At 66.4% G+C, this 26,191-nt stretch carries 17 protein-coding genes; 11 read left to right on the top strand and 6 right to left on the bottom strand.

Annotated features, from left to right (window positions below; all coding sequences use genetic code 11):
- Positions 1-137: 137 nt before the first annotated feature.
- Positions 138-2,411 carry a glycoside hydrolase family 3 N-terminal domain-containing protein gene (locus tag ACYPYD_RS17310; RefSeq protein WP_459664442.1) on the bottom strand — a complete coding sequence of 758 codons (2,274 nt, stop codon included), beginning with the start codon at positions 2,409-2,411 and terminating at the stop codon, positions 138-140.
- Between the two features lie 211 nt (positions 2,412-2,622).
- Here ACYPYD_RS17310 and ACYPYD_RS17305 point away from each other — a divergent pair, with 211 nt between their 5' ends.
- The 9 genes from ACYPYD_RS17305 (at position 2,623) to ACYPYD_RS17265 (ending at position 14,766) form a co-directional block, all read left to right on the top strand.
- A complete protein-coding gene (locus tag ACYPYD_RS17305) occupies positions 2,623-3,057 on the top strand; it encodes a hypothetical protein (RefSeq protein ID WP_459664439.1) in 435 nt (144 codons plus the stop codon).
- A gap of 29 nt (positions 3,058-3,086) precedes the next feature.
- On the top strand, positions 3,087-3,932 hold the full coding sequence (locus ACYPYD_RS17300) for a ferredoxin--NADP reductase (RefSeq protein ID WP_008829865.1): 846 nt from the start codon (positions 3,087-3,089) through the stop codon (positions 3,930-3,932).
- Between the two features lie 1,000 nt (positions 3,933-4,932).
- A complete protein-coding gene (gene chrA, locus ACYPYD_RS17295) occupies positions 4,933-6,132 on the top strand; it encodes a chromate efflux transporter (protein WP_459664435.1) in 1,200 nt (399 codons plus the stop codon).
- Positions 6,133-6,411: 279 nt separating this feature from the next.
- Entirely contained in the window at positions 6,412-8,529 is a 2,118-nt protein-coding gene (gene glgX / locus ACYPYD_RS17290) for a glycogen debranching protein GlgX (protein ID WP_081799082.1), read from the top strand.
- Positions 8,529-10,250: a malto-oligosyltrehalose trehalohydrolase gene (treZ, locus tag ACYPYD_RS17285; protein WP_459664432.1), complete on the top strand. Its 1,722-nt coding sequence runs from the start codon at positions 8,529-8,531 to the stop codon at positions 10,248-10,250. Before glgX ends, treZ begins: the two co-directional genes overlap by 1 nt.
- 5 nt (positions 10,251-10,255) lie before the next feature.
- Positions 10,256-12,487, top strand: a complete 2,232-nt coding sequence (treY, locus tag ACYPYD_RS17280) for a malto-oligosyltrehalose synthase (RefSeq protein WP_459664429.1) — start codon at positions 10,256-10,258, stop codon at positions 12,485-12,487.
- Positions 12,488-12,614: 127 nt separating this feature from the next.
- Positions 12,615-12,926 (top strand): hypothetical protein, encoded by a 312-nt coding sequence (locus ACYPYD_RS17275; protein WP_008832197.1) that lies wholly within the window; start codon positions 12,615-12,617, stop codon positions 12,924-12,926.
- Positions 12,923-14,488, top strand: coding sequence for a PepSY-associated TM helix domain-containing protein (locus ACYPYD_RS17270; protein ID WP_459664427.1), 1,566 nt, complete (start codon positions 12,923-12,925; stop codon positions 14,486-14,488). Before ACYPYD_RS17275 ends, ACYPYD_RS17270 begins: the two co-directional genes overlap by 4 nt.
- Positions 14,485-14,766 (top strand): DUF3325 domain-containing protein, encoded by a 282-nt coding sequence (locus ACYPYD_RS17265; RefSeq protein ID WP_459664425.1) that lies wholly within the window; start codon positions 14,485-14,487, stop codon positions 14,764-14,766. Before ACYPYD_RS17270 ends, ACYPYD_RS17265 begins: the two co-directional genes overlap by 4 nt.
- Here ACYPYD_RS17265 and ACYPYD_RS17260 read toward each other — a convergent pair.
- Complete coding sequence (locus ACYPYD_RS17260; RefSeq protein WP_459664423.1) at positions 14,763-15,665, bottom strand: LysR family transcriptional regulator; 903 nt, start codon at positions 15,663-15,665, stop codon at positions 14,763-14,765. The two genes, ACYPYD_RS17265 and ACYPYD_RS17260, sit on opposite strands and share 4 nt — an antisense overlap.
- 105 nt (positions 15,666-15,770) lie before the next feature.
- Here ACYPYD_RS17260 and ACYPYD_RS17255 point away from each other — a divergent pair, with 105 nt between their 5' ends.
- Together ACYPYD_RS17255 and ACYPYD_RS17250 are read left to right on the top strand one after the other, a co-directional pair.
- A complete protein-coding gene (locus ACYPYD_RS17255; RefSeq protein WP_459664421.1) occupies positions 15,771-16,568 on the top strand; it encodes an SDR family NAD(P)-dependent oxidoreductase in 798 nt (265 codons plus the stop codon).
- Positions 16,569-16,683: 115 nt separating this feature from the next.
- Positions 16,684-18,522: a diguanylate cyclase gene (locus ACYPYD_RS17250; protein WP_459664419.1), complete on the top strand. Its 1,839-nt coding sequence runs from the start codon at positions 16,684-16,686 to the stop codon at positions 18,520-18,522.
- Positions 18,523-18,526: 4 nt separating this feature from the next.
- Here the strand turns inward: ACYPYD_RS17250 and ACYPYD_RS17245 are convergent, their stop codons facing one another.
- The 4 genes from ACYPYD_RS17245 to ACYPYD_RS17230 all read right to left on the bottom strand — a co-directional run bounded on the left by ACYPYD_RS17245 (position 18,527) and on the right by ACYPYD_RS17230 (position 26,042).
- Positions 18,527-19,825: a D-amino acid dehydrogenase gene (locus ACYPYD_RS17245; RefSeq protein ID WP_459664417.1), complete on the bottom strand. Its 1,299-nt coding sequence runs from the start codon at positions 19,823-19,825 to the stop codon at positions 18,527-18,529.
- Between the two features lie 109 nt (positions 19,826-19,934).
- Positions 19,935-21,533, bottom strand: coding sequence for a peptidase dimerization domain-containing protein (locus ACYPYD_RS17240; protein WP_459664415.1), 1,599 nt, complete (start codon positions 21,531-21,533; stop codon positions 19,935-19,937).
- Positions 21,534-21,538: 5 nt separating this feature from the next.
- Positions 21,539-23,131, bottom strand: coding sequence for an amidohydrolase (locus ACYPYD_RS17235; protein WP_036527105.1), 1,593 nt, complete (start codon positions 23,129-23,131; stop codon positions 21,539-21,541).
- 16 nt (positions 23,132-23,147) lie between these two features.
- Positions 23,148-26,042: a TonB-dependent receptor plug domain-containing protein gene (locus tag ACYPYD_RS17230; protein ID WP_231958319.1), complete on the bottom strand. Its 2,895-nt coding sequence runs from the start codon at positions 26,040-26,042 to the stop codon at positions 23,148-23,150.
- Positions 26,043-26,191: the final 149 nt, after the last annotated feature.

Genomic DNA, 26,191 nt, shown 5'->3' with positions numbered 1-26,191 from the left:
TAGCCGCCAAACGGCATGGCACGATGATTTCCCAACAAATCGTCATTTCGAGCAAAGCGAAGCAATCCAGGGTAGCACTACGCCGCCCTGGATTGCTTCGCTTTGCTCGAAATGACGAACGTACTTTAGATCGCGCCCTAAGCGCTCGCCGGGGCCGCCGCGTACAAGGTGATCTGCGTGTGCAGCCCGTCCTCGGAAGACTGGCCCACCCAGACGTCGAACGCGCCCGGCTCCGCCAGCCGCCGGTTGCCTGCGCCGACGAATTCGAGGTCCGTGCGGGACAGGGTGAAGCGCACGGTGCGGCTCTCGCCCGGCTCCAGAGTGACGCGCTCCATCTTCTTGAACTCGCGGATCGGGCGGGTGCGACTGGCCACGCGGTCGCGGGTGTAGAGCTGCACGATCTCGCTGCCGCGCCGCTTGCCGCTGTTAGTCAGGCGCGCGGTGATCGAGACGGTGCCGTCCCAGCGCAGGGCGGGGTCGGAAACCTGCAGCTTGTCCAGCGTGAAGCGGGTGTAGCTCAGGCCGTGACCGAAGGGGTAGCGCGCGCTGTTGTCGGTGGTGGCGTAGCGGGCCTTGTACTCGGTGCTGCCGTTGGGGACGGTCGGGCGGCCGGTCGACTTGCGATCGTAGAAGAACGGCTCCTGCCCCGACTCCCAGGGGAAGCTGACCGGCAGCTTGCCCGAGGGGTCGACCTTGCCGAACACCACGTCGGCGATCGCATTGCCCGCTTCGGAACCGAGGAACCACGTCGCCAGCACGGCATTGGCGTTCGCCACCCCGTCATGGATCGCCAGCGCACGACCGTGACGAAGGAGCACGACGGTCGGCTTCTTCACCGCCGCCACCGCATCGGCGAGCGCCTGCTGGGCGGGCGGGATCTCGATCACGGTGCGCGACTGCGCCTCGCCCGACATGTCCTGCGATTCCCCGAGGGCGAGGATCACCACGTCGGCCGCCTTCGCCGCCTTGACCGCCGCCTCGATCCCGCCGTCGGTGGGGCCGTGAATGGCGCAGCCGGGCACGACGGTCAGCTGGTCCGGATCGACCATCGCGCCGCGCAGCCCGCTGGCCACGTCCACGCCCTTGTCGGGATCGCCGTAGAAAGCCCAAGGGCCGTAGAGGTTCGCCTTGTCATCGCCGAACGGACCGATCAGCGCGATCTTCTGCTTCTTTCCCTTGTCGAGCGGCAGCACCCCGTCGTTCTGCAGCAGCACGATGGAGCGCGCGCCCGCCTCGCGCGCGAGTTCGCGGTGAACGGGCGCGCCGATGCGCGATTTCTCCGCCGCCTCGTCCAGCGAGCGCCAGGGGTTGTCGAACAGGCCCATCGCCATCTTGACGTAGAGGATGCGCCGCACCGCCACGTCCACAGTACCCATAGGCACCGCGCCGCTCTTCACGAGGTCAGGCAGGTAGCGGATGTAGAGGCCGCTCTGCATCGACATGTCGACACCCGCCAGCACTGCCAGCCGCGCGGCGTCGCGGTCGTCCTCGGCATAGCCGTGGGCGACCAGTTCCTCGTCGGCGGTGTAGTCCGAGAAGACGAAGCCGGTGAAGCCCATCTCGCCGCGCAGGATATCGGTGAGCAGCGTGCGGTCGGCGGTCGCGGGCACGCCGTTGATCTCGCTGAAAGCCGCCATCGTAGTCAGCGCGCCCGCCGCGAAGGCGGAGCCGAAGGGCGGCAGGTGCGTCTCGCGCAGGGTCTCGTCGCTGATGTCGACACTGCCGTATTCCAGCCCGCCCGCCACCGCGCCATAGGCAGCGAAGTGCTTGGGGCAGGCGAGCAACGAGTCGTCGCGCCGCAAGTCGCGCCCCTGGAATCCGCGCACCCGCGCGGCGGAGAGCAGCGCGGTCAGCGTCACGTCTTCTCCGGAGCCCTCGACCACGCGGCCCCAGCGCTGGTCGCGCGCGACATCGGCCATCGGCGCGAAAGTCAGGTGCAGGCCCGCCGCCGTCGCCTCCAGCGCCATGGCGCGCGCGGTGCGCTGCGCCAGCACCGGATCGAAGCTGGACGCCTCGGCCAGCGGCACCGGGAAGATCGTCTTGAGCCCGTGGATCACGTCGCCCGCCAGCAGCAGCGGAATGCCGAGGCGACTGTCGTTGACCGCGATCTCCTGCGCCTTGCGCGCGCCCGCCACGCCGATACCGTTGAACAGGCAGCCGACGCGGCCCTTGCGGATTTCCTCCGAGAGCCGCTTCACGTCCTGGATGCCGGCCGCCGGGTTGGGCGGGTTGAAGGGGCGGAAGGCGTCGGCAAGGCAGGTCATCTGCCCGGCCTTCTCCTCGATCGTCATCTTCTTGATGAGATCGTCCACCCGCGTCACCTCTTCGGCGGCGAGAGCCCTGAACGAGAAGCCCGATGCGATGGCGCTGGCGATGATACCGGAAAGAACGGTGCGGCGGTCTGGGTTCATGAACTCTTGGCTGTTGGTGCGTCGACTTGCCCCCGTCAAACCGCGGTAGGGCATTTTGTTGCATTGCGGCAAGGCCCGGACGCGCGCCATGGCTTCGGACCACCCTTCCCCCGCGCCACCTCGTCGTACGGCGACACCGGGTTGACGCATCGCGCCGCACGATGCACAAGATATGCGAATAATTCGCAATAGCATATCTTGAGGCACGCGCATGTACGACTTCCTCGACCGGCCGGTCACCGAACTCGACAACGACGGCCGGTTCCTGCTCTGGGCCATGCGCGGATGGGCGCATTCGGCATCCAAGGGCAATTGCCCGGCGCAGTCGCTGGCGCGCGCCTTTGCCGGATACAACGCCGCCACCGTCCTGCCGGACTTTCACATGGCGATGGCGCTCGTCAGCCGCCGGGCATCCGAAAGGATCATGGTCGCGCCGATGGGCTGCCACCGCATCTGCGAACATGAGGCGTTGCTCCTTGCACTTTGGCGCGATGTCGGTATAGGCCGCCGCGAAAACGTGCGCGCGACTCTCGCGCATGTCGTGCCATGCGACACGGTCGCCGCGGTCGCCCAGGCCATGAGCCGCGCAAGCGCCGCGATGACCATCGCCGGCTTCGGCATTGCACTGATAAACCCGCCGGCGTGACCCATTCGATGAACCAAGGACTGACGTTGATGAACGATAGCAAGGCAGAAGCCGCCACCCTGGACAATTCGGCGGCTCCTGCGACCGTTCTGGAACCCACTGGTGCGCTGACCGTGGAAACGGTGCTTTCGGTCCATCACTGGAACGAGCACCTCTTCAGCTTCAAGATCACGCGCCCGGCCTCGTTCCGCTTCCGCTCGGGTGAATTCATCATGATCGGCTTGCAGGGCGACAACGGCAAGCCGCTGCTGCGCGCCTATTCCATCGCCAGCCCCTCGTGGGCCGAGGAGATCGAGTTCCTCTCGATCAAAGTCGAGGACGGCCCGCTGACCTCCAAGCTGCAGCTGATCCAGCCGGGCGACCAGATCTACCTTGGCCGCAAGCCGGTGGGCACGCTCGTCACCGACGCGCTGACGCCGGGCAAGCGCCTGTTCCTGTTCGGTTCGGGCACCGGCCTCGCGCCGTTCCTCTCGCTGATCCGCGATCCGGACGTCTACGAGATGTTCGAGCAGGTCGTGATCGTCCACTCGGTCCGCCGCGTCGCCGACCTCGCCTTCCGCCAGGAGCTGGAGAGCCAGCTGGCCGGCGACCCGCTGGTCGAGGACCAGGCGCTGGTGCAGCTGACCTATGTGCCGACAGTCACGCGGGAGGAATTCCACACCACCGGCCGCATCAATGTGCTGATCGAGAACGGCCGCCTGTTCGAGGGTCTGAAGGGCGAGGCCCGCATGGACCCTGCGACCGACCGCGTGATGCTGTGCGGCTCGATGGCGATGAACAAGGACATCGCCGCGATGCTGGAAGGTCTGGGCTTCGTCGAAGGATCGAACAACAAGCCCGCCGACTTCGTGATCGAGCGCGCGTTCGTCGGCTAAGCGACGACTGCTGTGATGCGAGAGCGGCCTGCCCGAAAGGGCGGGCCGTTTTCGTTTGGGTGCGCGCTGATGGTGCCGATACAGTCCGTCATCCCAGCGAAGGCTGGGACCGCTCTCGTCACGTCGCGGCGTCTCGGCGAGGCTGGGATGAAGATGGTGTTTGAATGACGACTTCGGGTGGATTGCTGCCATTCACATGATAGCATTCCGCCGCATGACATTCGTTACTTTCATCATGGCCGTCGCTCATCTGACAAGCAATTCGAGCGCGGATAGTGGTGAAAGATCGCTAACGCAAAATGGGGGTAGGCCTAACTGCCACCCATCACCATCAGGTTGGCAACGGCAGGGGTGCGAATTTGGCGAGCTGGCCACCGTGAATCTCTTGGAGATTCGTGACAATCAGCTCTTTTGGAATGGTAAGTTAACCAGCGACGAAACTGTGTTCGATTACCTTGAAGACAATGCGCAACTTGATCCTCGGCCGGGAATTGCCTTCGTGGTTGACCTTGCATCTGATCGAGATCGTGTTGCCGCTATTCGTCGCGCGGTTGGCGAGCGATATAGGTGTAGCACCTTGATACCGTGCGTTGAGTACACCGCAGAGGAATGGGAAAAGGCCGGTCCACCACCTTCACGCGAAGTCCGCTAAGGGGCGGCACCGGATGCCCCTATTCTGGTTTTCGGGTGGTAAACCGCCTGCGAGCTGGCCCACCCCGTCCGGCTAAGCCCTTCGGGCCAAGCCTCCTGGCCCTCCCGCGAGCGGGAGGGCGAAAGCGGTTTACCCCGCCCGCTTGCGGGAGGGGCAGCGAGACTTGCTGAGCCGAAAGCGAAGTTAGTCGCAGCGGGGTGGGCAAAGCGCAACGGGCGCTCCCTCACGCCTTGACTTCCCCCCACCATTGCGCTGAAATCCCACCAACGGGCACGCGCGGACGCCCGTTCAGACGGCAACGTCCAAGTCCGCTCCATCAGCCGTACCTGCGGCCTGCGGAGCACTTGCATGACGACCGACACCGCCTGCATCACTATCGCGCCGCCCACCCTTTCGCTGCCTGCACTGTTCCTCAAGTTCCTGCGGTTCGGGGCGCTGGCCTTCGGCGGGCCGGTCGCGCAGATCGCCATGCTGCGTCAGGCGCTGGTCGAGGACGAGCGCTGGATCGACAAGGGCCGCTTCAATCGCCTGCTCGCGGTCCTGCAGGTGCTGCCGGGGCCGGAGGCGCATGAACTTTGCGTCCACCTCGGCATGATCGCGCGCGGGCGGATCGGCGGATTGCTGGCCGGGCTGGGTTTCATGCTGCCGGGGCTGGTGCTGATGCTGGTCGCGGGATGGGCCTACGTCACCTGGGTCGCCGGAAACCTGACTTTGGCGGGCGCACTTCTCGGCGTCCAGGTCGCCGTGCTCGCGATCATCCTGCGCGCGGTGGTGCGCATCGGACACCATATCGTCGAGAACGCGCTGCTCGGCGTGATCGCGGTGGCAAGCCTCGTCCTGACCCTGCTGGGGGTGCCGTTCTGGATCCTGCTGGCGGCGGGCGGACTGACCTATGCCGTGTCGCATCGGCCGCTGGTGGCTTGCGCGATCCTTGCGGTCGCCCTCGCGCTGGCGACCGCGATCCACCTGCTTTCCGGCTCTGGCGACAGCCTGCATGCCGTGCAGGGCATTCCCGTCACAACCTTCGCGCTGTTCGTCGCCGGGCTCAAAGGCGGGCTGCTGACTTTCGGCGGGGCCTATACGGCCATTCCCTATGTCCGTTCGGACACGGTCGGGCGGGGCTGGATCGGCGACGGCGCCTTCCTCGACGGGATTGCGCTCGCCGGGGTGCTGCCTGCGCCGCTGGTGATCTTCGTGACTTTCGTGGGCTATGTCACCGGCGGGGTGAGCGGCGCGCTGGCCATCACTGCGGGGATGTTCCTGCCCGCCTTCGCCTTCTCGCTGGTGCTGTTCGAGCGGTTGGAGGCCATCGTGGAGAATCCGGCGCTGCACCGCCTGCTCGAAGGCATCGCCGCCGCCGTGGTGGGGATCATCGCCGCCACCTTCGTGCAGCTTGCCTATGCGACCGGACTGCGCGTGACCGCCCCGCTCGGTGCGCTCGCGATCTTCGCGGTGGCCCTGGCGGTCGTGTGGCGGATCAAGGGGGCCTGGGTGACGCCCGCGCTGGTCGCGGGAGGGGCCTTCGCGGGCTGGGCCTTGTTCACGTAAAGAAGCGGGCGCTTTCCTACAGGATGGGCGCCGCGCTACGATGCGCCCATGCCGCGCCCGATCGCTTCCAGCTGCACAAGGTTACACCGCAAGGTGACACTTTCTCCTCACAAGGTGACACATCGTCAGCAAAAGGTGTCACCTTGCGCACCTAAGGTGACACTTTCCGGCCAAAGGTGACACCTTTTCCCTCTGGAGCGTGTCAACCGTGTAAACCTGCCCGGAACCTCCCGCCCCCCATGCGTGTTAGCGGATGCAGCATCATGCAGGAGGCAGCACGTGACGCAGGGCCCAGCTACCGACCATCCCGCCGACATCGCGTTTTCCCGCCCCGAGCGGATGATCCATGAACTCGGCGCCGAATATACCGGCGAGGGCACCCATTTCGGCGTCTTCTCCGAGAATGCCGAGGCGATCGAACTGTGCCTGTTTTCCGAGGACGGCACCGAGGAAACCGCCCGCCTCGAACTGCCATCGCGGGAAGGTTCGATCTTCTCCGGCTACCTCCCCGGCGTGAAGCCCGGCCAGCTCTACGGCCTGCGCGCCCACGGCCCTTACGATCCCGCGAGCGGCCACCGCTTCAACCCCAACAAGCTGCTGCTCGACCCTTATGCCCGCGAGGTTTCGGGCGCGATGCAATGGGACGACGCGCTCTGGGGCTACGACCTGACGACGGGCGACGACACCACCTTCGACGCCCGCGATTCCGCCCCGTTCATGGTCAAGAGCGTGGTGCAGGACCCGGACTTCGACTGGGAAGGCGACAAGTCCCTCTCCCGCCCCTGGACCGAGACGGTGATCTACGAGGCCCACGTGCGCGGCCTGACGATGACCCACCCCGACGTCCCCGAGGCCCTGCGCGGCACCTATGAAGGCATGGCCAGCGAGCCGATCCTCGATCACCTCCGCAAGCTGGGCGTCAGCGCCATCGAACTGCTGCCCAGCCAGTTCTTCCTCGACGACCGCATGCTGCTGGACAAGGGCCTGTCGAACTACTGGGGCTACCAGACGCTCGGCTTTTTCGCACCGGAACCGCGCTTCCTGCGCGGCGGCGACGTCGCCCCGCGCGCCATCCGCCAGTTCAAGGACATGGTGAAGCGGTTCCACAAGGCGGGGATCGAGGTCATCATGGACGTGGTCTACAACCACACCGCCGAAGGCTCGGAGAAGGGTCCGACCCTCAGCTTCCGCGGCCTCGACAACGCCGCATACTACATGCTGAGCCCCGAGAACCCGCGCTTCAGCTTCGACAACACCGGCACCGGCAACACCTTGGCGGTGGCGCATCCGATGGTCATGCGCATGGTGCTCGATTCGCTGCGCTACTGGGTGCAGGTGATGCACGTCGACGGCTTCCGCTTCGACCTCGCCTCCACATTGGGCCGCGAGGAAGCGGGCTTCGATCGCGAGGGCGGCTTCTTCGACGCGATCCGGCAGGACCCGATCCTTGCCGGCGTCAAGCTGATCGCCGAGCCGTGGGACATCGGCATGGGCGGCTATCAGGTCGGCGGCTTCCCCCACCCGTTCCGCGAATGGAACGACAAGTTCCGCGACGACACCCGCGCGTTCTGGCGCGGCGACGAGGGGCTGGTGGGCGACATCGCCCAGCGCCTGATCGGCTCGCCGGTCCAGTTCAACCATTCGGATCGCGGCGCCACCAGTTCGATCAACTTCCTCGCCGCGCATGACGGCTTCACGCTGATGGACACCGTCTCGTTCAACGACCGCCACAACGAGGCCAACGGCGAAGGCGGCGCGGACGGGCACGACAACAACCTTTCCGACAACATGGGCGCCGAAGGGGCCACCGACGACGAGGCCATCACCGCCGCCCGCGCCCGCCGCCGCCGCGCCATGGTGGCGACGCTGATGGTCAGCCAGGGCGTGCCGATGCTGCTTTCGGGCGACGAGATCGGCAACAGCCAGCACGGCAACAACAACGTCTACTGCCAGGACAACGAACTCGGCTGGCTCGACTGGGAGAGCCGGGACGACGCATTCCTCGACTTCTGCAGCCGCATGATCGCCCTGCGCCGCCAGTACCCGGTGCTCTGCCAGGAGAACTTCCTGATGGGCGAGACCGGCGACAACGAGCGCCTGGAGATCGCCTGGTTCCAGCCGGACGGCCGCGCGATGGACGGCGAGCTGTGGGGCCAGCAAGGCCTGCGCGTGCTCGGCATGCTGCTCGACTACTCGACCCGCGAGGTCTTCCTCGACGGCGGGCGCCCGCTATTCACCGTGGTCAACGCGGGCGACGGTCTCGACTTCACGCTGCCCGAGGGCGAGTGGGTGCGCCTGCTCGACACCGCGCGCGACGATCCCTTCACCGAGGAGCCGGTCGACCGCGAGGCCGCCGCGATCTCGCCCGGCAGCCTCTGCCTATTCCGCCCCGCGTGATGGCAACGCACTGGGGCGCCCAGCCTCTGGGCGACGGTCGCTGGCGCTTCGGCCTCTGGGCGCCGGACGCGGAGGAGGCCCGGCTGGAAGTCGGCGGCATGGCAATGCCCGCGCAGTCTGCCGGGCAGGGCTGGTGGCTGTTCGAGGGCGAGGCCACCGCCGGAGACGCCTATCGCTGGGTCATGGAGGGCACGCCCTATCCCGACCCCGCCGCGCGGGCGCAGATCGGCGACGTGCACGGCCCCTCGATGCTGGTCGATCCGGCGGCCTACCAATGGCGACACGAATGGCCGGGACGCCCCTGGCACGAGGCGGTGGTCTACGAACTCCACCTCGGCACCTTCACCGAGGAAGGCACGTTCGCCGCTGCCATTGCAGAGTTGCCGCGCCTTGCGGACCTCGGCGTGACGATGATCGAGATCATGCCCGTCGCCCAGTTCGAGGGCGACCGGGGCTGGGGCTACGACGGCGTCCTGCCCTTCGCACCGCACCCCGCCTACGGCACGCCGGACGAGATGCGCGCGCTGGTCGATGCGGCTCACAGCCACGGCATCGCCGTGATGCTGGACGTGGTCTACAACCACTTCGGACCTTCCGGGAATTACCTCGGCGCGTGGTGCCCCTCGTTCTTCCACCCCGAGCGTGCCTCACCGTGGGGTGCAGGAATCGCCTTCGAGGCCCCGGCCGTGCGCGAATACTTCATCGCCGACGCCCTGCACTGGCTGGACGAATACCGCCTCGACGGCCTGCGCCTCGACGCGGTGCACGCCATCGAGGACCATTCCGAAACCCATTTCCTCGACGAACTGGCCGCGCGTATCCGCGCCTGTGACTTCGGCCGGCCGATCCACCTCGTCACCGAGGACGAACGCAATCTCGTCCGCTATTTTACCGCCGATGCGCCCTACGACGGCACCTGGAACGACGACTGGCACCATGCCGTCCACTGCCTGCTGACCGGGGAGGACGAAAGCTACTACGCCCCCTTCGCGGTCGCCCCGGTGGCCGACATCGCCACAGCACTCGCCGATGGCTACGTCGAGCAGGGCCAGCCGCGCGAGAACGGCGACGATACCCCGCGCGGCGAACCATCGGGCGACCTTCCCCGCACCGCCTTCGTCAATTTCCTCGGCAATCACGATCAGGTCGGCAACCGCGCTCGAGGCGAGCGGCTGCATCATCTCGTCACTGACCGCCATGCCTACCGCGTGATGACCGCACTCACCCTGCTGACGCCCTTCACGCCGATGCTGTTCATGGGCGACGAGTTCCTCACCGATGCGCCCTTCCAGTTCTTCGTCGATTTCGAGGGCGACCTCGCCGAAGCCGTCCGCAAGGGCCGGGCGCAGGAATTCGCCCGCTTCAGCAGCTTCGGCGGCGAGGTTCCCGACCCGGTGGCGCCGGAAACGTTCATGGCGTCCAGCATTGGCCGTCCCATCCGGGCCGACCAGCAGGAGCATGAAGCCTTCGTGCGTGACTTGCTCGACCTGCGCCGAACGCATGTGACGCCCCTGCTCGCCCGAAACCCGCAGCCGGTCGCCGCCGTTCGACAAGAAGGTTCCGGCATCGGGGCGCAATGGTCCTTCGCGCCGGGAACGCTGCGGCTGCGGGCCGAACTGGGCGGCTCCACCACCCCGTTCGAGTCCCTCCCCGACCCGATCCTGCTGCTTGCCGATGCGTCGAGCCCTTTCGCGCTGTCGATGACCGTTTCACCGGAGTGATGCCGATGCCGCAAGCGATACCCTTCGTCGCCACCTACCGGCTCCAGCTACGGAACTGCGTGGACCTCGACAAGGCGCGCGAACTGCTGCCGTGGCTGGGGACGCTGGGCATCAGCCACCTCTACCTGTCCCCGCCCTTCCACGCCGCTGCAGGCTCGACCCACGGCTACGACGTGATTGATCCCACCCGCATCGACCCGGCGCTGGGCGGGGAGGAAGCCTTCGAGCGTCTGAGCCAGGCGGCGACGCTCGCCGGGATCGGCATCGTGATCGACATCGTGCCGAACCACATGGGCTTCACTCCCGAAAACCCGTGGCTGGCGGACGTGCTGCGCCATGGCCGCGACAGCGCGCACGCCGGCATCTTCGACATCGACTGGGAAGCCGGGCCGCTGCACTTTCCGGTCCTCGACGGAACCATCGAAGACCTGCTGCCAGCCGATCAGGTCGCTCTGGCGGGAGATGGCGATGACCCACGCCTGCGTGTCTACGAACGCGAATATCCACTGCGCCCGACCGACCTTTCCCGCCATCTCTGCGGCGCAGCGCGCTCGCTGGACGCGCCGACTCTCCGCGCCCTGTTGGCTGAGCAGCACTGGTCGCTGGGAGACTGGCGGACAAGCGCGGACAGTATCGTCCACCGCCGCTTCTTCAACATCACCGACCTCATCGGCGTCCTTCAGGAAGACCCCGAGGTCTTCGCGCTGACTCACCGCTGGATCATCGATCAGGTCGATGCAGGCCATATCCAGGGTCTGCGCGTCGATCACATCGACGGACTGGCTCGGCCCGGCGGCTACCTTCAGCGCCTGCGCGATGCAGTGGGCGACACCCCGATATGGGTCGAAAAGATCGTCAAGGCCGGTGAAGAACTGCCCCCTGCCTGGCCGGTTGAAGGCATGAGCGGCTACGAATTCATCACCCCGCTTACCCGCCTTCTGACGTCTCCCGAAGGCCTGGCGGCGGTGCGCGAAGCGTCGACCGATGCCGTCCCGCGTGACTACGGACAGGAAGTCCGCAAGGTCCGCCAGGAATTGCTGGAGGAGGTCTTCACGCCCGAACTTCGCCGCGTGACGGGTGCCGCGCTGGCAGCACTCGCACTCGGCGAGCAGACTCGGCCGCAGATAACGGAAGCGATCTGCCGGCTAGCGACGATCTGGCCGGTATACCGCTCCTACGCGGCCGATCTGGCCTCGTTTCCCCCCCAGATCGCGGAGGCCATCGGCCCAGCGGCGGAGGACCCCATGGCCGCGAGCCTGATCGATCTGCTGCGCGCGCCCGACGATATGCTGGCACGCACATTTGCCGCCCGCTTCGAACAGTTGACCGGTGCGTTGACCGCGAAGTCCGAGGAAGACACCGTGTTCTTCCGCAGCGTGGCCTTTCTGCCGCTATGCGAAGTGGGTGCCGAACCCGAACTCGATACCATCGACGCTGCCGGCTTCGCCGCCGCCATGGCCAGGCGTGGCGACCTGACACCCCTCGCGCTGGATGCGGTGTCCACCCACGACACCAAGCGCTCGTCAGATGCGCGGGCCGTCCTCATCGCGCTGGGCTACTTCCCCGACCTCGCGCGCGGGCTCTATGCCGATGCGCGGCACCACGCGCAGCAAGCGGGGGTGCCAGAACAATGGGCGCTCTATGCCCTGCAGACGGCCCTGATGCTGCGCGCCGAACCGGATGCGGCGGAACGTATCGACGCGCACATCGCGAAGGCCATGCGCGAAGGCAAGGACATGTCGCGGCACGAGGCACCCGACGAGGCGGCGGAGGCTGCCGTCGCAGAGCTGTGCCGCACGCTCCATCGCGAACTGGCGGCCGGCGCCTTGCTGCCAGCCCATTTGCGCGGCGAGTTCGACGCCGCGATCGAAACCGTCGTGCTGGCACAGGCCGCCTTGCAACTGACAGCGCCCGGCATTCCCGACATCTACCAGGGCAGCGAGATACTGGCGATCGGGCTGACCGACCCGGACAATCGCCGTCCGATCGACTGGAACGCACTGGCGTCCGGCAAGGTGCCTCCCCTGTCCGCGCGCAAGCTGGAGCTTACCCGTGTCCTGCTAGACCGGCGGCGTGAACGGCCCGATCTGTTCGCACGCGGAACTTATGCATTGCGCGCTGATGAAGACAGCTGGATCGTCGAGCGCGCATGGCAGGGTGAAGCCTTTTCCCTGCGCATTCCGATGCCGCGCTTTCGTTCGGTGCACTGCCTGAAGGAAGTCCCAGCCACCGGCTAGGGCCGCGCGCCCATCCGTTGACAACGCCCCGTACCGCGACTAGCGAATATTGCGAGTGCGTCGCAATAACATCGTTACGTCAACGATTAGGGGGTTCCGTGAAAATTCGCATGGCGGCAATTCGCCGATGACCGTACGCAACGGCACCATCGGTCGCTGCGAGATCGCCGCGCGGCTGATTGCGGCGATACCCGCCAACTACCTTTTGACGTCCGTTGCGACAGCCTGTCTTGCGCGGCTGCTCTGGCAGGGGCTGGGCGTCGATCCGGCCAATGCAAGCGTGGCCGCAACCCTGGCCTCCTTCGCCCTGTTCGCCGTGCTCGCGCTCGTGGCCTTCGGAGCGCGTTCGGTGGTCAGGCTCTGGCTGTGGCTGGCAGGCTCCGGACTGTTGCTCGGCGCTGCATTGTGGTTCTCCCTCTCGATGGGAGGGCGGATATGAAGGACAGCCTTCGCCAATCGATGGCATTGTTTCATACTTGGAGCGGGTTGCTCCTCGGATGGCTGCTCTTCGCAATGTTCGCCACCGGGACCGCAGCCTACTTCCAGGACGAGATCACCCGCTGGATGCAGCCCGAAGTGACAGGCGACGCCGACCCGGCAATCGCCGCGCAGGGTGCGATGCGCTATCTGAACACCGTCGCCCCGGATGCGAAGAGCTGGTACATTTCCCTTCCCAACAGCCGCAGCGCCACCACGCAAGTCTACTGGCAGCCTTCCGGCGAACGCCCGGCGAAACGGAGCGAGACCAGCGCCCTGCTCGACCGTGACGGCCGTGCCATCACCACGCGCGAGACGCGCGGCGGCTTCTTCCTCTACCGCTTCCATTTCGACCTGCACTACATGCCGGTGCTGTGGGCACGCTACCTTGTCGGCGTCGCGGCGATGTTCATGCTGGTGGCGATCCTCTCGGGCGTGATCACGCACAAGAAGATCTTCGCCGACTTCTTCATGCTGCGCTTCGGCAAGGGGCAAAGAAGCTGGCTGGACGCACATAACGTCACCGCCGTGCTGGCGCTGCCCTTCCATCTCATGATCACCTTCACCGGGCTGGTGACGCTTGCGTCGATGTATATGCCCTGGGGCATCGCGGCCAACTATGCAGCGCCCGCCGCCTTCTCCGAAGCGGTCTTCGGGCGTACAGCCGAAGTGGAGGCCAGCGGCAGACACGCCGCGCTGGTCGACCTTGCGCCGCTGGTCCGCCGAGCATCCGCCCAATGGCACGGAGAGCGGGTCGGCTATATCAGCATCGCCAACCCCAACGATGCCGCCGCCCGGATCGATATGAGCCGCGCCGCCGAAGCGGCATTCCGCGCGCGCGGGCAGACGGCGTCGTTTGAAGGCGCCACGGGTCGCCCGATCGGCTCCCACCGCGCCGCCGGAGCCGCACTGGCAACGGAGAGCGTGATGATCGGCCTGCACACCGGCCGGTTCGCCAAGTGGGGCCTGCGCTGGCTCTATTTCCTGAGCGGTCTCGGCGGGACGGTGATGGTCGGCAGCGGCCTTGTGTTGTGGACCGTGAAACGGCGCGCACGGCTGCCCGATCCTTCGCGCCCGCACATGGGTTTCCGTATCGTCGAGCGGCTCAATATCGCCGCCATCGCAGGACTGGCGACGGGTATCGCGGCCTACTTCCTCGCCAACCGCCTGCTGCCCCTCGAAATGGCCGACCGCGCCGAGCATGAAATCGACAGCCTGTTCCTCGCGTGGTTCGGCGTCGGACTATGGGGAATGCTACGGCCCGCCGGCCGCGCGTGGACCGAGACGCTGGCGATGGCCGGTGCCTGCTTCGTGGCCATACCCCTCGTCAATGCACTGACGACTTCGCGCGGACTGCTCCCCAGCCTGCTGGCAGGCGACTGGACTTTCGCTGCCTTCGATCTGGTCATGCTGCTGCTTGCCGCCGGCTTCCTTCTCGCCGCCGTGAAAAGTGCCCGGGCGCGGGCCAAGGCGACGCTCGGCCGGAAACCGCGCGCAACATCCCGCCAGGTGACGAGCGCATGATGCATCTTCTTCCCGCCCTCATCACCTTCGCCGGGTTCCTTGCACTGGCCGCCGCCATGAAGCGGCACCAGCGCGATCTCCTCGGCAAATCGCTGACGGAGGCGCAAATGCGGCCGGTACGAATGGCAGGATGGCTGCTGCTCGGTGCAGGCTGGACCGTAAGCGCGGCATTGCTCGGTCTTGCCATGGGCACGATCGCCTGGCTCGGCGAACTGAGCTTGGGCGCCGCGCTGACCGTCGCCACGCTCAACTGGAGGACCGGCCGCCGCGCCCGCTAGCCCGTTCCCGGCAGCACCAGTTCCCGATCAAGGAAATCGAGGAATGCCCGGATGCGCGAGGCCAGCCGTCGATGGCCGACGTAGAGGGCGTGGATGTCCTCATGGTCGCCCGGATTGAATGGCGTCAGGATTTCGACCAGCCTTCCCGCCGCAAGATCAGCGGCGACATGAAACCGGCCCAGCCGGGCAATCCCGCCGCCCGCAACCGCCATCATCCGCACGACTTCGCCGGAATTTCCCAGAAAGGCGGCCTCGATCGGCCTTTGCACCAGCGCTCCATCGACCCGGAACGGCCATGTATCGATCGAGCGGCGGAAGCTGAACTGGAGACAGGCATGGTCGGGCAGTTCGCGCGGATGCGCCGGTTCGCCATGCTCGCGCAGATATTCGGGGCTTGCGACAACCGCCATCATGCTGCGCCCCAGTTTCTTGGCCTTGAGGCCGGTATCGCGCAAGGGGCCGATGCGGATAGCAAGGTCGGCCCGCTCCTCCACCAGATCGACCAGTGTATCGGACAACGCCAGATTGACGGTGACCCCGGGACAGGCCCTGCGAAAGCGCGGAAGGATCGGCAGCAGACACTGCATGCCGAACGGCACCGAGGCATTGATCCGCAGCGGCCCCCGAGGCGCTTCTTCCGCCGAACCGAAGCCACGCTCAACCTCGTCGATTTCCGCGACGAGGCCCGCAACCCGGCCGCGATAAACTTCCCCTTCCGCAGTCAGGGCCAGAGCCCGGGTGGTGCGCGAGACGAGTTGCACGCCCAGCCGCCCCTCGAGCCGCGCCATGGCGCGGCTCACCGCAGAAGGCGTCAGGCGCAGCGCCTTGGCGGCACTGGCAAAACTGCCGCCCTGTGCCACGGCGAGAAAAATCTGCATTTCGCCGAAGCGGTTGTCCATCGCGTGATCCGTGATTCTGATTCACTTCTGATATGCCCCACCTCTCACTAGTCATCAATCCTGCGAGCACCTAGGTTCCGGCCACACCAGAAGGAACATCACGTCATGGATCTCAAACTCACCGGCAAGTCCGCACTCGTCACCGGCTCGACCGCCGGCATCGGCCTCGCCATCGCCGAGCGCCTCGCTGCCGAGGGCGTGGACGTCGTCATCTCCGGCCGCAATCAGGCGAAACTCGACGAAGCCGCAGCCAAAGTCGGCGCGGCGGCGGCGAACGGCGGCAAGGTACGCGCCGTGCTCGCCGACCCTGCAACCGCCGAGGGTGCCGAAACCCTGATCGCCGCGGTCCCGCAGGCCGATATCCTCGTCAACAACCTCGGCATCTACGAAGCCAAGCCCTTCACCGAGATCACCGACGCGGACTGGCACCACTTCTTCGAAGTCAACGTCGTCAGCGGCGCGCGCCTTGCCCGCCACTACTTCCCGAAGATGCTGGAACAGGATTGGGGCCGCGTGATCTTCATCGCCAGCGAAAGCGCGCTCGTGATCCCCGGCGAGATGATCCATTACGGCATGACCAAGACCGCCCAACTGGCGATCGCGCGCGGCCTTGCCGAGCAGACGCGCGGAACGGGCGTGACGGTGAACTCGGTCATGCCCGGGCCGACGCGCTCGGAAGGCATCGTCGAGTTCATCCGCTCGGTCGTCGACAACAAGGATGCGCCGGAAGCCGAGCGCGAGGCGGAATTCTTCGCCAAGCTGCGCCCCTTGTCGCTCATCCGCCGTCTGATCGAAGCTGACGAGATCGCGGCGCAGGTCGCGCTGCTCGCCAGCCCGCTCGGCGCCATCACCAACGGCGCGGCGATCCGCGTCGAAGGCGGGATCGTGCCGACCATCGCCTGACGTGCCGATAGACCGCCTGCCGCCGCGTTCAAGTCACATTTCAGTTTTGTAATTTCGATTGCAACGCGGCGGCAGATGACCGAGGGCTTTATCTCCCGCTTATACGGAGATTCCCTTGGTCGGGTCGTTGTCGCGTCGCATCGTCATCCTGTGCAGCGTGCTGTGCCTGTTGCTGGCACTGCTCGCAGGGTTGCTGCTCGAAGGGTCCGCGCAGACGCGCGCCAGCCTCGCGTGGGTCATCCATTCTTCGCAGGTGCTCAAGACCGCAAACCGCGCGATGGGGCATCTGCAACAAGCGGAATCCGGCGAGCGTGGCTTTGCCCTTACGCACAACCCCGAATTCGGCGAGACGGTAGAGGCCGAAGTCGGCGCGGCGCGAGCGGCGGCAGGCGAGCTTGTCATCCTCACCAAGGACAATCCCGCCCAGAACGACCGCGCCGTCCAGATCCGTACCCTGATCGGCCAGCGCGCGGACCTGCTGGAGCAGATCGCCAAGCAGACCCGCGCGGGCGACTTCACCGGCGCACAGGCCGCCGTCGCATCGGGACGCGGACGCTATCTCATGCAACTCGTCGAGGCGCGCGTGAACGACCTGCTCAACGAGGAACGCGCCCTGTCGACGACGCGAACCGACGTCGTGGACAAGCGCCTGAGCTACATCACTTGGCTGGTGCTGGGCGGCGTGCCGCTGACGATGATCTTCGTCGGCTACACCGCGGCCACGCTGATCCGGCGCATCCGCCGCCCGGTCGATGCGATGATGACGGTCATGGGCCAGCTTGGCGCGGGCGACCGCGCCGCGCGCATTGATGCCCACATGGAATCGAGCGAGTTCGAACGGCTGGCAAACGGCTACAACGCCATGGCCGAGGAACTGGAGGGCGCCGTCGCCGACCAGCACGAAAGCCAGGATCGCCTCCACGTCGCCAATGCGGAACTCAGCCGCAACACCGAAGTCCTGCGCGAACGCGGCGAGGTGATCGAACTGCTCGGCGGCATGGCCCACCGCATGCAGGCAGCGCGGACGGATGACGAACTCGCATCCATCATCCGCGTCTTCGTGCCGCGCGTATTGCCCGAAATCCCGGGCGCGCTCTACGCCCACAACAATTCGCGCAACCTGCTGGTGCCGATCGCGGCCTGGGGTGGGCTGGATGTTGCCTCATCAGGCTTCGCGCCCGATCAGTGCTGGGCTCTGCGCCGAGGCCAGAGCCACTTCGTCGTCGAGCCCGATTCCGACATCGTCTGCGCCCATGTCGGCAACCAGACCGACCATTACCATTGCGAACCGCTGTTGGCGGGAGGCGAGGTTATCGGCGTGCTCTACCTCAAGGGCGTGGTCGGAACCGAGAACCGTTTCCGCCTGACGGTGCTGACCGAGAACATCGCCTCCGCCCTCGTCAACCACCGCCTCCAGCGCGGTCTGCGCGAGCAGACCATCCGCGATCCGCTCACCAGCCTGTTCAATCGGCGCTACATGGAAGAGACGCTGGCGCTGGAAATCGCTCGTGCCTCGCGTTCAGGCAGCCCGCTCAGCCTCGTCATGTGCGACGTCGATCACTTCAAGCGCTTCAACGACGAGTTCGGCCACGACGCCGGAGACGCCGTGCTGCAGGCTGTGGCGACGGAGATGCGCAGCCGCTTCCGTGACGGCGACGTCGTCTGCCGTTTCGGCGGCGAGGAATTCACGATCATCGCGCCGGGTACCTCAGCGGTCACTCTCGCCGCGCGAGTGGACTCCGTACGCCAGTCGATCAGCGAACTGATCGTCCACCAGGGCGGCCGCGCGCTGGGTTCGCTGACGATGTCCTTCGGCATCGCATCGTGGGAGGACAGCATGGAGCGCGACGGCTCCACGCTTATAAAGGCCGCCGACGCCGCGCTCTATCGTGCCAAGCGCGAAGGGCGCAACCGGGTCCTCGTGGACGCGCGTTCGGAAACGCTGGCGGCCTGACGCCTCAGGCGCTGCGGCGCTGTTCGGTCTCATCCGGCGGGATCATCTGCGCGACCAGTTCCGCGGTGATTGCCGAGAGCGTCCAGCCGAGGTGGCCGTGGCCGGTGTTGTAGAACACGCGCGGATGCCTGCCCCGGCCGACGAAGGGCATCATCGTCGGCGTCATCGGCCTCAGGCCCGCCCACGGCACCACCTGGCGCGTGCTCATGCCGGGGAAGTGCCGCTCGCTCCAGTCGACCAGCGGGCGGATGCGGTCGGCGCGGATGTCGCGGTTGAAGCCGTTGAACTCCGCCGTGCCCGCCACCCGGAAACGGTCCGCGCCGAGGCGGCTGGTGACAATCTTGGCGTCCTCGTCGAGCAGGCTGACCTCGGGCGCGGCGGCGCGGCTCTCTTCGTCGTTCAGCATGACGGTGATCGAGTAGCCCTTGACCGGGTAGATGTTGACCCGGTCCCCCAGCTTCGCCGCCAGCGCGCGGCTGGCGACCCCGGCGCAGACCATCACCATGTCCCCCTCGACGACCGTTTCGGCACCGAGATCATCGGTCGAAAAATCCTGCAGACGGCCGGTATCGGATCCTTCCCCAAGGCCGCCCGCCGCCTGCAGCCGGACCGACACACCGTCGGGCCGAAGCGCTATGTGGTCCACCTCGCCGCCCAGCACGAACCGCGCGCCGAGGCGGGCGCAGGCGCGGGCGAGGCCGGTGGTGAACTTGTGAATGTCGCCCGTGGAATCGGACGGCGTGAAGAAGCCGCCGCAGAAATCGCCCCGCAGCGCCGGTTCGATGCGGGCGATCTCGGCGGGCGAGACTTCCTCGCGCTCCAGCCCGCCCTCGACCAGCAGCGCATTGCCGCGCCGGGCCGCCTCGAACGTCTCGGCGTTGCGATAGAAATGGAGGATGCCGCAGCGCGAGAGGTCGAAGTCTATGCCCTCGCGCTCCGCGATGTCGAACAGGTGGCGACGCGCGGCGATGGCGAGGCGGGTTGTCTCCACGGTGTTGGCGTGGTGCCTGCCGATGGCGCCGACGAACTGCGCCATCCACGAATACTTGTGCAGCGAGGGGCGCGGGTTGAACAGCAGCGGCGCGTCGGGGCGCAGCAGCCAGCGCAGGCCCTTGGTGATCGTCGCCATGGAGTTCCACACTTCGGCATTGCTGGCGGAAAGCTGCCCGCCATTGGCGAAGGACGTCTCCATCGCCGGGTAGCGGTGCCGTTCGACCAGGGTGACCTCGTGCCCGCGCGAAAGCAGGGCGTAGGCGGCCGTGACGCCGGTGATGCCGGCGCCGATGACGATGATGCGTGCCATCTGCAGGTCCCTTCGTGGGAAGGAGGATATCGTAAGGAAAAGAACCGGCCGGGGCAGTTGGCTCTTGTCAGGGTGTTCGTGACCCCGGCCGGTTGGCGCGCTGGGGGGCTTAGCTGCCCGCGCCGGAGGTTTCGCGACCCGAAGCCTCGTAATCGATGCCCAGTTGCTGGAGGTAGGAATCATACTTCTTCGGATCGTAGTAGCTGGGCTGCATCGCCGGGCGGATCTGCGCCATCGTGCGCGCGTTGCGGTCGATCGCGGGCATGTCGGTGGCGGCGATCAGGGGATCGTACTTCTGGTCCTTGAGCTGGACGTCCTTCATCCAGGTCTTGGCCTCCGTGATGATCTGCGGCGTGGTGACGAGATCGAGGATCGTCATCGCCACCGCCTTGGCGCCGACGACGGTGCCCTTGTGTGCGATCGGCGTGGCCATCGCCATCGCGGCGGTGGCGTGGTGGAAGATCACGTTGGGAATGTTCGCCGGATAGCCGATGGTGACCGTCGGCACCGTCCACATCACGTCGCCGATATCGTCCGAGCCACCGAAGCTGGCATCGCCGCGCAGGTCCGGGGTGGAGAGCGGCGCGACCTTATCCGGCAGCGGGGCGACCTTGAGGTGGTTCTTCACCTGCACCGCCTTCGCGAACGCCTGATCGGCGGCGGACCACTGCGGCACGCCCACCGTCTCGATATTGGCGTAGAGCGCCTCGGCCAGCGGCTTGTTGCCGTAGTTCGGCGCGGCGAAGCCCAGCACCTTGCGGCTGACCGTGGTGCCCGTCGCCAGCGCCGAGGCTTCGGATATCTGGTTGCCCACCTCGTAGAGATTGCGCAGCGAGGCGAAGTCCTTGTCGCGGAAATAGTACCAGCTGCTCGCCTTGTCCGGCACCACGTTGGGCTGGCCACCGCCGTTGGTGATGACGTCGTGCGAGCGCTGCGTCAGCGGCAGATGCTCGCGCCGGAAGTTCCACATGACGTCCATCAGCTCCACGCCGTCAAGCGCGCTGCGACCCTCCCACGGCATGCCTGCGGAGTGGGCGGTCTTGCCCTTCCACTCGTACTCGACCGAGATCATGCCGGTCAGGCCAAGATCACCCCAGCCGGTGCCGAACCCGGTGTTGACGTGCGCGAAGATCGAGGCATCGACGTCCTTGAACATCCCCGCGCGCACATAGTACGCCTTGGTCGCCAGCAGCTCCTCGGCGACGCCCGGCCACAGCATCAGGCGGCCCTGCAGCCCGTGCTTCGTCATCACCTGCTTGGCGGCGAGCGCGGCGGCGACCATCAGCGGCATGCCCGAATTGTGGCCCTCGCCATGCCCGGGTGCGCCTTCGGTGAGCGGCTTGACCTCCGCCACGCCCGGCACCTGCGATACGCCGAGCAGCCCGTCGATGTCGCTGCCCAGCGCGATCTTCGGCCCGCCGGTGCCCCATGTCGCGGTGAACGCGGTCGGCACGCCCGCCACGCCGCGCTCCACCTTGAAGCCGTTCTTCTCGAGGATACCCGCGAGGTACTCGCTGGTCTTCACCTCCTGGAACCCCGGTTCGGCGAACGAGTAGATCTCGTCCACCATGACTTGGATCTGCTTGCGCTGCGCCTCGACGGCGGCGGCGACTTCCTGCTTGAGCGCGGGGTCGGCGGCCGCCCGCGCGGCGCCGGGGATGAACGAGGCCGCAGCCAGCGCGGCGGCGAGCAATGCCTTTTTCCGCATCCCGCTTACTCCGCCGGCTTCGTCAGGGTGGGGTACTTGACGCCCAGCTGGTCGAGGTAGGTCGGGTACTTGGCCGGGTTGTAGTAGTATTTCTCCATCATCGGCCGGTAGAGTTGCATGTTGCGCTCGTTCAGCCAGATCGCGGGCACGTCCTTGTCGGTCAGCACCGGCGCGTAGGTGTCGGTCTTCAGCTGGACGTCGGTGAAATAGGTCTTGGCGTCGGTGACCAGCTGCGGCGTCGTCAGGATGTCGAGCACGGTCATCGCTACCGCCTTGGCGCCCGCCTCGACGCCCTTGTGCGCGATCGGGGTGGCCATGGCGAAAGCCGAAGTGGAATTGTGGCCGATCATGTTGGGGATGTTCGAGGGGAAGCGGATGGTGATCGTCGGCACCGCCCACATGATGTCGCCGATATCGTCCGAGCCGCCACCGGTGGAGGGCTTGCGGTTCTCCGGCGTCGAGAGTTCGGCGACTTCCGACTTCAGCGGCTCGATCTTGCGGTCGTTGAAGGTCTGCGCGGCCTTGGCGAAAGCCTGGTCGTCGGGGCTCCACTGCGGCATGCCGACCGCCTTGATGTTGGCATAGGCAGCTTCGGCCAGCGGCTTGTTGCCGAAGTTGGGCGCGGCATAGCCCAGCGTCTGCTGGCTCACCGTAGTGCCGGTGGCGAGCGCGGCGGCCTTGGCGATGTCGTTGCCGGTCTCGTAAAGCTTGCGGATATCGGCGAAGGTCCGCTCGCGGAAGAAGTACCAGATGCTGGCCTTGTCCGGCACCACGTTGGGCTGGCCGCCGCCGTTGGTGATGATCATGTGCGAGCGCTGCGTCAGCGGCAGGTGTTCGCGCCGGAAATTCCACGCGACGTCCATGATCTCCACCGCGTCGAGCGCGCTGCGGCCCTCCCACGGCATGCCCGCCGAGTGCGCGGTCTTGCCCTTGAAGCTGTATTCGACCGAGACCATGCCGTTGTTCCCCATCTCGCCGTAGCCGGTCGAGAAATCGGAACTGACGTGGGTGAAGATCGAGGCGTCCACGTCCTTGAACAGCCCGGCACGCACGTAATAGGCCTTGGTCGCCAGCAGCTCCTCGGCGACGCCGGGCCAGAGCATCAGGCGGCCTTCGAGGCCGTGCTTGGTCATCACCTTCTTCACCGCGATGGCCGCGGCGACCATCAGCGGCATGCCCGAGTTATGACCCTCGCCATGCCCCGGCGCGCCTTCGACGATGGGCTTGAGATACGGCAGGCCGGGGGTCTGCGACACGCCGAGCACGTCGTCGATGTCGCTGCCCAGCGCGATCTTCGGCCCGCCCTTGCCCCAGGTGGCGGTGAAGGCGGTGGGAATGCCCGCCACCCCGCGCGTCACCGTGAAGCCGTTCTTTTCGAGGATGCCGGTGAGGTATTCGCTGGTCTTCACTTCCTGAAAGCCGGGTTCGGCGAAGCTGAAGATCTGGTCGACCATGACCTGGATCTGCTTGCGCTGCGCCTCGACTTCCTTGGCGACCTCGTCCTTGAGCGGCTGCGGCGCGGCGGCATGGGCAGGGGCGCCCATCATCGCGGTGGTGGCAAGGGCGGCGGCGAGCGCGGCGCGTTTGACGGTCTTCATGATCCGAAATCCTCTCTTAGAACTCGACCTTGGCGGAGACGCGGAAGGTGCGGCCGATCACGTCGTAGCGGCTGCGGTTGGTCTGGGCATAAGCGGGTACGTTGTTGCCGTCCGGACCGTTGCCGACGAGCACCGGGTCCTTGTTCAGCAGGTTGTTCACGATGAAGGTCAGGTGGCCGATGCCGTCGCCCATCGTCGGGAACTTGAAGTCCACCGAGGCGTCGAAGTAGACCGCGCCCTTGATCGAGTTGTCGTTGATCGTGCGGTACTGTGCGGTGCTGGCCGGGCAGTCGCCATCGCACTCGATCCAGTCGTTGCCGTAGACGCCGTCGGTGAAGCCCCGCGCCACCAGGTTCAGGCTGACCGGATCGATATCGTAGAACGCGCTGACGCGGTAGACCCAGTCGGGCGAGGCATACGTGCCGCCCGCCAGCACGCCCGCGTAGTCGATCGGGAAGCTGATGCCGTCGTCGACCACGTTCTCGATATAGTGCGTGGCCTGCCCGTGCAGGCGCAGGGTGCCGGGGCCCACCTGCGCGGTATAGCTGGCCTCGATGTCGAAGCCCTTAGTCTGCTGGCGGGCGAAGTTGATCGGGGTGAGGTCGATCGTGCTCAGCTGCCCGTTCACGAAGTGAATGTTCGGGCAGTAGGAGGTGATGTTCTGTTCATAACACAGATCCACCGTCTGCTGCGCAGTGATCGATCCGATCGCGTCCTTGATCTTGATCTCGTAGTAGTCGAACGAAAGCGAGACGCCCGGCAGGAAGCTGGGCTCGAACACCGCGCCCAGCGTCCAGCTGTCCGCCACTTCGGGCTTGAGCGCACGGTTTCCGAAGGCATTCTGCACGAACTGCAGCGATCCGGTCTGAGGGGCATTCGCGCCCGTCGGGATGATCACCGAATTGGTACGCGCAGTGCCCGCAGCAAACAGTTCATCGAGGTTGGGCGCGCGGATGTCATGGCTCAGCGTGCCGCGGAAGCGCAGCGAGTCCAGCGCCTGCCAGTTGGCGCCGACCTTCCAGGTGCCGACCCAGCCCGACGTGGAATAATGCGTCCCACGCGCGGCGGCGTTGACGTTCATCCCGTCGAAGATCGGCACGTCGAGTTCGAGGAAACCCTCGGCCACGTCGTACTTGCCCTGGTTGACCCGGAAGTTGCCGTAGAGCCAGCCCGAGTTGAAGACCGGATCGACCGAACCGTTGATCTGCTCGCGCCGCCACTCGACGCCGGTAGCGAAGGCGATATCGCCGGCGGGAAGCGCGAAGGCCTTGCCCGAAATGGTGGCGGCGGCGACGTCCTGCTTGATCGTCTGGTGGCGCAGCGGCTGGTTGCCGTCGTTGTAGATGTAGTCGAGCGCCGCCTGCGAAGGGCCATTGGTGCCCAGCCGGTCGATCGGCACGCAGCCGTTGCCCGGATTAGTCAGGGTAGAGCGGCACACGATGTTGCCCGAACCGTCGAACACTGCATCCTGCGCCAGAGCCATGCGCGAGTTCATCCAGGTGTTGGTCAGCTCCTCGCGCGCCTTAGTGACGCCCTTCTGGTAGTAGACGTCCCAGTTCATGGGCTTGTCGAACAGGTCGAACTTGCCCTTGGCGCCGATTACGCCGCGATAGACCTGACGCCTGATGTTGCTCCCCGGGATCGGGAAGCCCGCGTTGGAGGTGCCCACCGTGATCGAGGACAGCCCTTGCGTCGCCATCTGCGCCGCGACGGTGGGGTACTGGCTGAGCAGGTAGGCATTGTCCGCCGCAATGGTCACCCCGGTGCTGGGAGTCTGCTGGTACGAGGACGCGCTGACCGAGCGGTTGTAGGAGAACTGCCCGAAGATCTCGATGTCGGGCGTGATCTCGAAGCCGACGCGCTGGAATGCGCTCAGGCGTTCATCGAGCGGAACGAGGGTGTTGGTGCCGACATGGCCGGCGAGTGTGGTCTGCCAGTCGCCGCCGATCATCCACGGGCTGGAGACGGTGCCATAGTTGAGCTGCCCGGTCTGCCCCTCGCCAAGGAAATAGGTGCCGCGCAGCGGGCCGCTGGTGATGAGGCCGCCCGAGGTGTAGCCCGCCGGACCGATGCCGCTGCCGACGAGGCGCTGCGGCTCGCCGTTGGTGGCGGTATAGGCGGGGTTGTTGATCTGGAAGTAGCCGGAATTGTTCCAGTCGCGGTCGATCCCCTCCTCGCGGTTCTGCTTGAAGTAGGAGACGTTGGTGAGCAGGTGCAGCCGGTCGTCCAGCAGCGAGAAGCCCGCGGTGCCGGTGAAGCGGTAGTTGAAGGCGTCGCCATAGGTCGAGATGCCGGTGTCGGCGCCGATCTTGAAGCCCTTGTAGCCGGTGTCGAGGATGAAGTTGACGACGCCGCCCACCGCGTCAGAACCATAGGCCGCCGAAGCGCCGCCGGTGATGACTTCCACCCGCTTCACCAGATCCTGCGGGATGGTGTTGATGTCCACCGTGCCGCCCACGGTCGAGGCGACCGAGCGCTGCCCGTCCACCAGCACCAGCGTGCGGCCGACGCCCAGCCCGCGCAGGCCGATCGAGTTGATGCCCGCACCCGCGTTCGAAAGCCCGCCTGATGCCGTGCCAGAAGTGCCCGAACCGGCGATGGCGGGCATCTGGTTCACGAAGTCGGAGATGTTCGCGGGGGCCTGCGCGGCGATGTCCGCTTCGCCCAGCACCGCGACCGGAGTCGGCGCGCTGTAGCCGTCGCCGACGATGCGCGAACCGGTGACGACGATGTCGTTGACCGGCTCCTCATCCGCAGGCGTCGGCGCGCCTTGCGCCATGGCCGGAGCGGCGAGCAGCAGCGGCACTGCCGCGCCTGCCAGCAGCAGGGCACGGACCGAACGCGCTGAAAAGCTTTCCATCATGCCTCGGCGCTGCGAGGATCGGCCCGAGGCCTGGACTACATTGCGCATCGCGAAAAACTCCCTGTGACCGAATCTCTCGCCACAGGCGCCCTCATCCCGATGGACGGGGAATGGACGTGGTTCCTCCAGGCACACGGATGTGCTCACCGCCCTCGCGGTGCCGCCGGCAAAGCGCTTGATGAAAGACCCGTATTCCC

Source organism: Novosphingobium sp. 11B, from assembly GCF_054589055.1.
Note: the sequence above shows the minus strand (reverse complement) of the source record. Positions and strands in the feature narration are given on the sequence as shown.